The sequence below is a fragment of the Arcticibacter svalbardensis MN12-7 genome (genome assembly GCF_000403135.1).
GTDB classification, from domain to species: Bacteria; Bacteroidota; Bacteroidia; order Sphingobacteriales; family Sphingobacteriaceae; genus Arcticibacter; species Arcticibacter svalbardensis.
On record NZ_AQPN01000050.1, the window covers coordinates 18,163 to 28,681 of the forward strand.

A 10,519-nucleotide genomic window follows, 5' to 3' on the forward strand; every position below is an offset into this window, starting at 1 on the left:
TCAAATGGAAATTGACAATGTAAAGGAGAATATAATTGAGGCGGCACAGGAGCTATTCCGAAAGTATGGGTATTATAAAACCAGTGTCAACGAGATAGCTAAGAAAGCGAAGGTAGCTAAGGCTACAATCTACAAATACTTTGAGAGTAAGGAGGTTTTGCTGCATTATATTCTGATGGATTACATCCATGATAGTGTGGCCGAGATGATTAGTTCGGAGTATAATGTAAATGATATGGAGGATTACTTAAGCAAACTTATTTTTAAGACCTGCCGGATCACCTATATTATTTGCAATGAATTTATTGGATGGGATTTCATCAGGGAATCGGCCAACTCACAGGGTTTGTTAAAACTCTTATCGGACGATCTTGAAATCTTACTCATAAAGACATTCCAGGAAACTATCCCCATTAAAAATAATGAAAGCCTCACCGGGGGCGTTCGCTTTTTAATTAAAGCGAGTAAAAGCATTGTATTTTCGTATGCCTTCACTTCAGTAAGTGATTCGGATGTGCGCAAAAACTTTGTTAGTTTCCAAAAGGAAATCCTTCCTTACCTGGTTAAGGCTGCCATTAGAGAAACAGCCTAAATAATTTTGATAAACCATGAATAAGCGAAACCTTATTTATTGGTTTTTAACATAGACAACTCAATGAAAAAAATTCCGGCTGATAAAAAGCAGGTTCAGAATGTACTCATAACCGATATAGCTGAAGAAGGAAAGGGACTTGGAAAATCTGAGGAACTGGTCATATTTGTAGAAAAGGCAATACCTGGCGATGTAGTAGATATTGAAATATATCGTAAAAAGAAGAATTTCGCTGAAGCTAAAATCATTCAGATCGTTACTCCTTCGGAGTACAGGACTGATTCTTTTTGTCAGCACTTTGGTGTTTGTGGGGGTTGCAAATGGCAACACATGACCTATGAGGCACAGCTAAAGTTTAAGCAAAAGTCAGTTAATGACGCGCTGGAACGAATTGCAAAGATTGACACTAGTTCTACAGAAACTATTCTGCCTTCATTTGAAACCCGTTATTACAGGAATAAGCTGGAATTTACTTTTTCGCATAAACGTTGGCTGACTGATGTGGATGTACAGGATGAGCATCAGGACATGAATGCACTGGGATTCCATGTGCCACTTCGTTTTGATAAGATTCTGAATATTGAAACCTGCTATCTGCAAGGGACTCCTTCTAACGAGATCAGAAACAGTGTTAGAGCTTTTGCTGTAGAAAATGGCATCTCTTTTTATGACATCCGTAATAACGAAGGCGCGTTGCGTAATCTTATTATCCGCACTTCAACAACGGGTGAGGTTATGGTTATTGTCGTTTTTGCTTATGTGGAAGAAACACAGATTCAACTGATGATGGAACATATCAAGGGACAATTCGGCGATCTCACTTCCTTGCTTTATATCGTGAATCAGAAAAAGAACGATACGATCTTTGATCAGGAGATCCATGTATTTTCAGGAAGGGATTATATTCTGGAAGATATGGAAGGGCTATCTTTTAAGATTGGTCCGAAGTCTTTCTACCAGACGAATTCTTTACAGGCTTATGAATTATACAGTTTAACCCGCGAGTTTGCAGGTTTTAAAGGAGATGAACTGGTGTATGATTTGTACACTGGTGCAGGAACTATTGCTAATTTCATTGCCCGTTCGGTTAAACATGTTATTGGCATTGAATATGTGCCTACTGCGATTGAAGACGCTAAAGAGAACTCTTTGTTAAACGGCATCAGCAATACCACATTTTTTGCAGGTGACATGAAAGATGTTTTGACTCCTCATTTTGCAAATGAACATGGAAAGCCGGATGTGATCATCACCGATCCTCCAAGAGCGGGAATGCATGCCGATGTGGTACAGCGTTTGCTGGAAATGGAAGCTCCTAAAATTGTATATGTGAGTTGTAATGCGGCAACGCAGGCAAGGGACATCTTTTTACTGAAGGAAAAGTACGATACGGTGCGCATCAGACCAGTGGATATGTTTCCTCATACGCAACATGTGGAAAATGTGGTATTATTGACCCTGCGTCCTGTTGTTCATACTGAAAATTAATAGATCAGATTAATATGGAACTGAAAGATTTAATTAATGCTTCGGAGTCAGATGGAAATGACAAACCGGAGAAAATAAGTCCGCTTAAGAGTCTGGAAAAAGACCTTAAGTTTTACAGTGAGTCTATCAAAGAGGTTTCTGCGGAAATAGTGAACGAAGGGATCTCTGATTATCCTATTTTCATTGCGCACCAGCATGAGGTGAACATAGGCGAATTAATTCTGGACAGGGCCGATTTGGGTACCAGCTGGTCGGTGCAGGCATCTACGCTGGACGAGTTTATAAAAAAAGGAATCATCCATCCGGAGAAGAAAGAACGTTTCATTAAAACGTTCAAGAATCCTGAAGATTTTATCTGTGTCTTCGTCATTGTGCCCGAAGGTGCTAACTTTGTGTTTTACCCCTATCATTAACGTATAGCAGCATGAACAATCAAGTAATCGTTCTGAACCAAAAGCAAATTGAACAAAAGATAGTCCGCATTGCCTATCAGATCTGGGAGGATAACCTGGACGAGAAAGAAATGGTTGTTGCAGGTATCATTGATTTCGGCTATATCTTAGCAGGACGGATTAAAACGAAGCTGGAGGAGATCTCAGGAATCAGGATTACACTGATGAAAATCATGCTGGATAAAAACAGTTCGGACCTAACGGTTCAGACCGATGTACCTGTAGCAGATTGCACCAATAAAGTGGTGATCCTCGTGGATGATGTAGTTAATCAGGGCCGTACAATGGCTCACGGGATAGGAATCTTTTTACATACCCCTATTAAAAAGCTCCGTACGGTTGCGTTGGTAAACAGGAGTCACCGCGTATTCCCTGTATCGCCCGATTACACCGGTATAGAGCTTTCCACCATTACAAAGGAGCATGTGGACGTGGTTATATCTGATCAGTCCGGTACAGAAGATGTGGTTTATTTGTGCTGATCTATAGCCTTCCAAAGTTTAGTAGCACTCAGAGCTCTACCTGATAGGATGATATTGGCTTGAAGGTAATGGGGCTCACGTTCGGATAATTTTCCGGCGATAAATCCAATTAGTGCGTCTCCTTTATACCCTTGTAATACTGGGCGATCTTCTTCAGAGCGATCTAAGCGGGCTGCTAAATCTGCCGGACTTAAGGAGATATACACCACGATGCCTTGTGTTTTCATCCAATCCATATTATCAAAGTAGCAGGGTGCGCCGCCTCCGGTAGCAATGATCGTATTGTCGGGATAATGTCCCGTTTGCAAAACCACACGTTCCATTTCGCGGAAAAGCGTTTCCCCATGCGTTTTAAAATAGTCAGGAATCGTTTGACCAGTATGAGCCTCTATTGATATATCCAGATCAATAAAATTCCAATCGAGCTTTGCAGCAAGCCTTTTTCCGAGGGTAGTTTTACCGGAACCCATAAATCCAACAAGAAAAATCTTCATCTTTTACTTTAAATTACTATCTCTGAAATACTTTGATTCGAGCTCCTCGTATGAAGGCAAGTTGTGGAAGTGCCATTTATCGATCACTACGCCATTTTTAAGCAAGAGCAAACCGGGATTAGAGCGAACCATACTTTTCAAGGGAACAGCATCAGCATTAAAGGTTTCCATGATGAGCTTGTGTTTTTTGATATACTTATCGATGGATTCTTTCGTATTTGAGGTGAGTAAAACGGTTCGGATGTTATAGTTTTCCGCAGCATTCCTGGCTATAGCATTTAAATCACCAATACCCTTTTCATTGGCATTGTCCAGGTTGTAGGCTACAATGATCAGATTATAATAGGGATTTTCAATTATTTCGGAGGTGTAGTTGGTACCCTGACTATCGGTAATCATGAGATCTTTTATCTTCGGTTCATACCCCTTTTTGATCAGTTCATTTTTAGGTTCGCCAACGATTGCCCAATTGTCGTCCTTCCATATTTCTGTTTTCAGGTATTCCTTATCCGTCATTTGCTGTGTATCGCCACTTTTTCTATTTTTAAGCTGATAGGTAATGACATATTCATCTTTAGGAGCTGAAGAGGGTGTCCGCATGTTGTTAGGAAGATCAGCGCCTATGTTATAGGGAAGAAAATCCTTAACAGGAAGATAATTGTAAGTAAACAATCCAAATCCAAAGGAGAAGAGTACAGCCAGGGCTATTACAATATGCATTGCCCGGTGTGATTTTATGATTGGATTGATCATTTTCCTTTTAAAGAAAATAACCAGGATGAGGGTGAGCAGGATCAGGTCTTTGGAAAAGGACTGCCATGGGGTTAATGGAATGGCATCACCAAAACAACCGCAGGTTTTAACGACATCGAAAGCGGCAGACCAGAAGGTAAGAAATGTAAAAAACACGATCAGTAACAGCAATCCCCAACTAATTTGTAATGCACGATAACCAACTAATAGGGCAACTCCTAAAATAATTTCCAATGCGCAAATGGAAATAGAAAGAGTTACGGCATAGTCGTTGAGAAATGTAGTGTGGAAAACTTCGAAATATTCCTCCAGTTTGTAGGCAAAGCCGAGTGGATCATTTGCTTTAATTAGTCCGGAGAAAATAAAAAGCACTCCTACACAGATTCTGGAAAACCATAATAAATAATCGGGACGTGTATTTAATCGTAACATGACATGTATATTATTTGCTTTCACAAATCCACAATTGGAAGTATTTGCGAAAGCTCGTATAATTTATTTGATTAAAAATGAATTAATCTTTAATTTGTATTTATAATGAACGATAAAAGTACATTTTTTCATCAAAAGAATACCATTAATGCAGGCGGGAGTCTCATAGATTTTACAATACCAAAAGTAATGGGCATTCTGAACATTACGCCAGATTCCTTCTTTGGCGACAGTAGAGTGCAAACTGTTGAGCGCGCATTAATCCGTACAGAGAAGTTACTTTCTGAAGGAGCAGAATTGCTGGACCTTGGGGCCTACTCCTCTCGTCCGGGAGCAATAGAAGTATCCGAAGAAGAAGAAACCACACGTTTAATTCCTGTTATTGAGGCTATTGTATCCGAATTCCCTAACGCTATATTATCCATTGACACCTTCCGATCATCTGTTGCCAAGGCATCTATTGAAGCTGGAGCGCATATAATCAATGACATTTCAGGAGGAGAACTAGATCCGCTTATGTTTGAAACGGTAGCAAAACTGCAGGTTCCCTACATTTTAATGCACATGCGGGGCACTCCACAGACCATGAATAAACTAACAAACTATGAAGATTTATTCGCTGAAATATTGGCCTATTTTTCTGCTAAAATCGAAAAGCTGAGCGAACTTCATGTCCATGACGTCATTCTTGATCCCGGTTTCGGCTTTGCAAAGACCATTGAACAAAACTTTGAGCTACTGAATGAGCTGGATCGGTTTAAACTGACCGGCCTTCCTATCCTGGTTGGATTATCGAGAAAAAGGACAATCTGGAAGACGCTGGATATTTCTACAGAAGAGGCTTTGAACGGAACGACCGTGCTTAATACCATTGCGCTGATGAAAGGAGCTAAGATTTTGCGGGTGCATGATGTGAAGGAAGCCGTTGAAGCCGTAAAATTGACTGAGTGCTTAAAACATTAATTTTATCCGTTTCTTATACAAATTTCCTATATTCGGGTTCAACACAACCGTCCGGGAATATCCTGTATCCGGACCATAAGTATTTATAAATGGACCGCTTTGATCTTAGTTTTTTACACTTGCGCTTTCTTGATATCGTCGATATTATACTGGTTGCAATCATTATTTATTATCTGTACAACCTGATAAGAGGTACAATAGCGGTAAATATTGTTTTGGGACTGATCATTATATACCTGGTATATATTGTTACGGAGCAGCTGCATATGCGTTTGCTGAGTAATATACTGGGGGGATTTGTGAGTGTGGGTTTCCTGGCTCTGATTATTGTTTTTCAGCAGGAGATCAGGCGATTCCTCTTATTAATAGGTAAAAATGCGGCTTTACACCGAAATAAGATCTGGGAGACGTTTATTCCTGGCAACAAAGAAGCTGAGAATATCAATATTCCTGCTATCAAACATATCATTGAGGCTTGCAAAACGATGCAACATAGTCGCACGGGTGCGCTGATTGTATTTGCTAAATATTTTGACGACCAATATTATCAGAATACGGGAGAGGCTATTGATGGGTTTATCTCTAAACGACTGATTGAATCGATCTTTAAGAAAAACAGTCCGCTGCATGATGGGGCGATGGTTATTTCGGAGGGAAAGATTAAGTGTGCCAGTTGTATTCTTCCGGTGAGTGATAATATTAAGTTGCCTGCTCAGTATGGGTTAAGGCATCGTGCAGGGATTGGAATTACGGAACTGAGTGACGCGGTGGCTGTGATTGTTTCGGAAGAGACGGGGCAGCTTGCGTATGCGAAACAAGGAAGGGTGAGGATGGATGTGACGTATGAGGATTTGGAGAAGTTGTTGATAAGGGATATATAAAAAACTTTTTCCTTTTTCTGAATTAAATCTTCTCTGATTTCTTGATTACTAAAAATGACAAATCCTCAAATTGCAAACCGTAATAGGCTTAAAATCTGAGGATTTAGTAATAAAAAGAAGGACCTACAAGTAAGCCTCTTTATATTTTTTAGCAGTATTGCTCGAATGCACCGATAAGATTATCAGCGATCATTTGAGCTGGACGTCCTTCAATTTGATGACGCTCAATCATGTGGACCAATTTACCATCTTTAAAAAGGGCTAGAGACGGAGATGATGATGGGTAAGGCAACATATATGCTCTAGCTTTATCTACTGCTTCTTTTGCAACGCCTGCAAAAACTGTTACTAGTTTATCAGGATGTTTGGCACTTCCGGCAGCTAGCTTAGCAGCAGGACGTGCATTAGCAGCAGCACATCCACAAACAGAGTTCACAACAACAAATACAGTTCCCTCGGACTCAATTGCTGCGACAACTTCGTCAGCTGATTTTAAATCCTGAAAACCAGCTACTGTAAGATCTTCCCTCATTGGGGCAACTAAATATTCTGGATACATATTATTAAAAATTTATTGATGTACAAAAATAACGCTTCTAAATTAAAGCAGATCAATAATTTGTCACATTTAAGGGGGATTGGGGAATGAAAGGGGAGAAAAGAGATTTTAGTGAAAAATAGTTGATATGTAAAATCTCTCATTTAGAATTCTTCTAGCATACGTTTTGTCTATTAGTAAAAAATGTATCTTAAAATGAGCATTTTAAGCGTATTCATAAAGGGCTTATAGTCTGCTTATAATGGCATTAATTAGAGCCATATCTAGAGAAACAATATTGGATTGACTAAAATCATTAATAGTAGTCTAAGATACAAATACCTTTAGAAATTGCAGCAAAAACAACTAAAACTTCATAAACAGATGTATATCAGTTTATTTAGCAATTACATTTAAAATCAGAGATATATAGCCATATATATACCATTAAACTATTGTTGAGATTACTTGTTATCATTTTAAATACAATAATTCCAGAGCATGACTTGTATATGAAATTATTTATTTATAATTGACAAATACTTATTAGAGTTGATCTCGAAAACAATTCATTCACCATTTTTGTAATAAAAACGAGGTAAGACTCTTTAGTGTATAATTAGCTATGGCAGAATATTCTATCCCGAAATCGTTTGAAAAGGGATTTCGTCACCTTATCAATTTAGAACATAAAGATTTAATTCGTATAAGCGAAAAGATGAATCAGTTCGAAGTAGGAGGCGGTCCTTTGGAATTCCAAAAATTTTTGAGAGAATTAGAAATTGATGAAATTGATGAAATCTCAAAATCTATTTTTAGCTTCGGCAAGCTTTTATTGGATAATTATGGAAATTATAGACCAGTAGTAGAGGGTTTATTAAAGGCATATATCAGAGAATATGATAACAGCTTTTTAAATAAGGATAACGAAGATATAATTCAAAAGCTGATGATTATTTTCGAAAGTTCTAGTAAGGTTAAGATGAGTTACAAGACCATGTCTCTAATGAGCGATGTACCTAATGTATTTAGAGAAAGTTCAATTTTGACAGATATTAGGGTTGTTTTTAACGACGACATCCTCGATGCAAATAGGAACGCAATTATAAGCCAACAAATCAAACTGATTTATATAGAAAATACTATTGAAAAAGCTTTATATTTAAATGCAGACAGATTTGACTTGGAAGAACTCAAGGGACAAATTGACAGGGCATTACTTAAAGAAGAAGTTTTCCGAAATGAGTATTCAGATAAGTTCAAATTTGTAAAATCCGCAAATTGATGAAAATAAGCGAAAAAAATACTATTACTGTATTTGAAGAGTTGGATGGAGTCAACTCTTATGAGATCAAGAATAAGTCTTTGATTCAATCAATTTTTCACATTGACATTACGAAGGAAAAAGAATCAAGAGAGGCAACGGATGTAAGTTGGACCACTAGTATAGCCGATAGTTATACAGCATTCAGAAAATTATCAGAAGACAATTCTTTTATTCTAAAACACTTAAAACAACCAAGGAACATTTCTATAAATCCATTAGATGATTTTCGAGCATCAAGTCAACATTCGCTGTTGGAATTCAATAAAGCAGTTAATGAATCAAGATATATCTTGGAGCTAGCAGAGGGATGGGATGGAGATAGCGGACAGGTGATAACTACAGAACTTTTTACGAAAAGTTCAAATTGTATAGGATGCTATATTAAATCAATTTTCTTAGAACAAAACTTCATCTTGGAATCCCCTGCAATTAACCCAGTTCCAAATGGTTCAATTGATTTTGAGTGGCGAAATACAAAAGGAAGACTTTTAATTAACTTTAGGTATATAAATCAAGAAATTATCGCATATTTTTATGGTGACTTATATAACAATAAACTGGCAATAAAAGGGAATATACCAACAAAAAAAGTGTATGATCATTTAATGAAATGGATGCAGAATCTACAAATAACGAAATAAAAATTGGACTTGACTTTTCTGATAGTTGTATACTTTACAGATTAGTCCACAATACATTTCTCGTCGGCGGGTCTAAAAGACCTCGAGCAAATATATTTAATCCTGAGACTGATGGGCTTTCAACAGATTGGAATAGATATAGCACACCAGAAGATTGCTTAATTAGAACAGGATTAACTTATAAGTTCAAAAAAAACGAATTCAAGGTTCCTGGAGATTTTCAGGTATATAGCCTAAATGTTGGCAAAATTAGAACCATTGAACAAATTAGCGATCTTCAACATACACCAGTATATAATAATCCTGAATTGATAGGTCAACCCAATAACCCAAGTCATTCATCAGTTTTTTACATAGATGAAGAAGTAAGACTAAAACTTGCGGAGTTTGCAGAAAAAGTTGAAGATATAGACATTGATGCAATTCATAATAAGATAGAACAAAAAAAGATCACCTTATTTGCGCAAATTATCAAGTAACAAATGTAATTTCTCATATGATTAACAGATTACAAAGATCATATCACATTTCTAAATTACCGTTATATGTAACAACCATTCCGTTCATATTTACATAACACCGTCCTTTTAAATGTAGTATTTGGAGAGCATCACTAAAGGCTTTTGTTCGCTTTAGAGATATATCTGCATTCATTGTTGTTTTAAAGAGAGTTATTTTAATACATCTTTGTAGAAAGTACGATAGCTAATATCGAAAGTTTTACTTCTAAGGTGAGCGTTGTTTAATACTGCATTTGCGTTGTTATCCACCAGATCAGATACTGATTGCTTCGATCGGGTTAAGCTTGAGATAGTAAAAGGTATATATTTCAAGGTATCGGTTAAACATTTGAAATAATAGCTACGCGCCAAGTCATTGATAAACAAAAGCCCTTTTGCGGGAATATAAAGTCTGGAATATCTTAATTTGTGTACCTTGTAAAGGCTATCAGTTTTCACTTCCAGCAAATATTTTAATTCAAAAGCTTCTAGAGCAGCATTATCTGACTGTGGCACAATGCCTTCATTTAAATAGGCAAGTTAATGTGTTTTTACGTTATCAGTAAACAGCTCTGCACACCTATAACATGTACTTGATCCAACAGAATCCTATAAGCACTTTTAATCGTAAGCTCGCACTACGCCGCATCTTGACTTGAGTTATCCAGTACTATAAATTTGGCTTTATAAAAAACAAGTTTATGGAGCAGCAACAAAACAAAGCCCCCCGTGTCCTGCGCTTGCGTAGCAAGCAGGAAATAATGGATCTTCTTCAGGAATATGAAGCAACAAAAAAGACAACCAACCTTTTAAATTTCTGTAAGGCCCATGGTGTACCTCATGCCACCTTTTATAGCTGGCAAAAACAAATGCGCGCAGGGAAATATGCGCATAAAGGTAAATTTATTGAATTGCCATCTGATCCGGTTCGTCCTGTTAAGAAAGTGGAAAGGGCAGCCCTGTTTACCAGTTTAAA

Annotated in this window: 14 protein-coding genes; 10 read left to right on the forward strand and 4 right to left on the reverse strand. The window is 37.5% G+C overall.

Annotation, left to right across the window (positions count from 1 at the left end):
- Nucleotides 1–4: 4 nt before the first annotated feature.
- The 4 genes from ADIARSV_RS06365 (at nt 5) to ADIARSV_RS06380 (ending at nt 3,014) form a co-directional block, all read left to right on the forward strand.
- Nucleotides 5–592 carry a TetR/AcrR family transcriptional regulator gene (locus ADIARSV_RS06365; RefSeq protein WP_016194609.1) on the forward strand — a complete coding sequence of 196 codons (588 nt, stop codon included), beginning with the start codon at nt 5–7 and terminating at the stop codon, nt 590–592.
- 63 nt (nt 593–655) lie between these two features.
- Nucleotides 656–2,080, forward strand: a complete 1,425-nt coding sequence (rlmD, locus tag ADIARSV_RS06370; RefSeq protein WP_016194610.1) for a 23S rRNA (uracil(1939)-C(5))-methyltransferase RlmD — start codon at nt 656–658, stop codon at nt 2,078–2,080.
- Between the two features lie 14 nt (nt 2,081–2,094).
- Nucleotides 2,095–2,493: a hypothetical protein gene (locus ADIARSV_RS06375; RefSeq protein WP_016194611.1), complete on the forward strand. Its 399-nt coding sequence runs from the start codon at nt 2,095–2,097 to the stop codon at nt 2,491–2,493.
- A gap of 11 nt (nt 2,494–2,504) precedes the next feature.
- On the forward strand, nt 2,505–3,014 hold the full coding sequence (locus ADIARSV_RS06380) for a phosphoribosyltransferase family protein (RefSeq protein WP_016194612.1): 510 nt from the start codon (nt 2,505–2,507) through the stop codon (nt 3,012–3,014).
- Here the strand turns inward: ADIARSV_RS06380 and ADIARSV_RS06385 are convergent.
- The gene (locus tag ADIARSV_RS06385; protein ID WP_016194613.1) at nt 3,002–3,508 is read right to left on the reverse strand and encodes a shikimate kinase; all 507 of its coding nucleotides are present in this window, start codon (nt 3,506–3,508) and stop codon (nt 3,002–3,004) included. The genes ADIARSV_RS06380 and ADIARSV_RS06385 overlap by 13 nt on opposite strands.
- A gap of 3 nt (nt 3,509–3,511) precedes the next feature.
- Nucleotides 3,512–4,693 (reverse strand): BT_3928 family protein, encoded by a 1,182-nt coding sequence (locus tag ADIARSV_RS06390; RefSeq protein WP_016194614.1) that lies wholly within the window; start codon nt 4,691–4,693, stop codon nt 3,512–3,514.
- 105 nt (nt 4,694–4,798) lie between these two features.
- Between ADIARSV_RS06390 and folP the strand changes: the two genes are divergently transcribed.
- Nucleotides 4,799–5,656 carry a dihydropteroate synthase gene (gene folP, locus ADIARSV_RS06395; RefSeq protein WP_016194615.1) on the forward strand — a complete coding sequence of 286 codons (858 nt, stop codon included), beginning with the start codon at nt 4,799–4,801 and terminating at the stop codon, nt 5,654–5,656.
- Nucleotides 5,657–5,745: 89 nt separating this feature from the next.
- On the forward strand, nt 5,746–6,537 hold the full coding sequence (cdaA, locus tag ADIARSV_RS06400; protein ID WP_016194616.1) for a diadenylate cyclase CdaA: 792 nt from the start codon (nt 5,746–5,748) through the stop codon (nt 6,535–6,537).
- Between the two features lie 148 nt (nt 6,538–6,685).
- Here the strand turns inward: cdaA and ADIARSV_RS06405 are convergent, their stop codons facing one another.
- The gene (locus ADIARSV_RS06405; protein ID WP_016194617.1) at nt 6,686–7,096 is read right to left on the reverse strand and encodes a BrxA/BrxB family bacilliredoxin; all 411 of its coding nucleotides are present in this window, start codon (nt 7,094–7,096) and stop codon (nt 6,686–6,688) included.
- 604 nt (nt 7,097–7,700) lie between these two features.
- Between ADIARSV_RS06405 and ADIARSV_RS06410 the strand changes: the two genes are divergently transcribed.
- Genes ADIARSV_RS06410 through ADIARSV_RS06420 form a run of 3 tightly spaced genes read left to right on the forward strand, consistent with a single transcriptional unit; the run spans nt 7,701 to nt 9,522 of the window.
- Nucleotides 7,701–8,360 carry a hypothetical protein gene (locus ADIARSV_RS06410; RefSeq protein WP_016194618.1) on the forward strand — a complete coding sequence of 220 codons (660 nt, stop codon included), beginning with the start codon at nt 7,701–7,703 and terminating at the stop codon, nt 8,358–8,360.
- Complete coding sequence (locus ADIARSV_RS06415) at nt 8,360–9,043, forward strand: hypothetical protein (RefSeq protein ID WP_016194619.1); 684 nt, start codon at nt 8,360–8,362, stop codon at nt 9,041–9,043. The genes ADIARSV_RS06410 and ADIARSV_RS06415 overlap by 1 nt, the downstream gene beginning before the upstream one ends.
- Nucleotides 9,013–9,522, forward strand: coding sequence for a hypothetical protein (locus ADIARSV_RS06420; protein ID WP_040299299.1), 510 nt, complete (start codon nt 9,013–9,015; stop codon nt 9,520–9,522). Before ADIARSV_RS06415 ends, ADIARSV_RS06420 begins: the two co-directional genes overlap by 31 nt.
- 192 nt (nt 9,523–9,714) lie before the next feature.
- Here the strand turns inward: ADIARSV_RS06420 and ADIARSV_RS06425 are convergent, their stop codons facing one another.
- Nucleotides 9,715–10,059, reverse strand: coding sequence for a DUF5715 family protein (locus tag ADIARSV_RS06425; protein WP_040299300.1), 345 nt, complete (start codon nt 10,057–10,059; stop codon nt 9,715–9,717).
- Nucleotides 10,060–10,244: 185 nt separating this feature from the next.
- Here ADIARSV_RS06425 and ADIARSV_RS06430 point away from each other — a divergent pair.
- Nucleotides 10,245–10,519: hypothetical protein (locus tag ADIARSV_RS06430; protein WP_040299301.1), on the forward strand; the 275-nt coding region annotated here is incomplete at its 3' end.

Excerpts from the sequence above, each read along its gene's own strand:
- ADIARSV_RS06365 (WP_016194609.1), top strand. The coding sequence starts at position 5 with ATGGAAATTGACAATGTAAAGGAGAATATAATTGAGGCGGCACAGGAG.
- rlmD (WP_016194610.1), top strand. The coding sequence starts at position 656 with ATGAAAAAAATTCCGGCTGATAAAAAGCAGGTTCAGAATGTACTCATA.
- ADIARSV_RS06375 (WP_016194611.1), top strand. The coding sequence starts at position 2,095 with ATGGAACTGAAAGATTTAATTAATGCTTCGGAGTCAGATGGAAATGAC.
- ADIARSV_RS06380 (WP_016194612.1), top strand. The coding sequence starts at position 2,505 with ATGAACAATCAAGTAATCGTTCTGAACCAAAAGCAAATTGAACAAAAG.
- ADIARSV_RS06385 (WP_016194613.1), bottom strand. The coding sequence starts at position 3,508 with ATGAAGATTTTTCTTGTTGGATTTATGGGTTCCGGTAAAACTACCCTC.
- ADIARSV_RS06390 (WP_016194614.1), bottom strand. The coding sequence starts at position 4,693 with ATGTTACGATTAAATACACGTCCCGATTATTTATTATGGTTTTCCAGA.
- folP (WP_016194615.1), top strand. The coding sequence starts at position 4,799 with ATGAACGATAAAAGTACATTTTTTCATCAAAAGAATACCATTAATGCA.
- cdaA (WP_016194616.1), top strand. The coding sequence starts at position 5,746 with ATGGACCGCTTTGATCTTAGTTTTTTACACTTGCGCTTTCTTGATATC.
- ADIARSV_RS06405 (WP_016194617.1), bottom strand. The coding sequence starts at position 7,096 with ATGTATCCAGAATATTTAGTTGCCCCAATGAGGGAAGATCTTACAGTA.
- ADIARSV_RS06410 (WP_016194618.1), top strand. The coding sequence starts at position 7,701 with ATGGCAGAATATTCTATCCCGAAATCGTTTGAAAAGGGATTTCGTCAC.
- ADIARSV_RS06415 (WP_016194619.1), top strand. The coding sequence starts at position 8,360 with ATGAAAATAAGCGAAAAAAATACTATTACTGTATTTGAAGAGTTGGAT.
- ADIARSV_RS06420 (WP_040299299.1), top strand. The coding sequence starts at position 9,013 with ATGGATGCAGAATCTACAAATAACGAAATAAAAATTGGACTTGACTTT.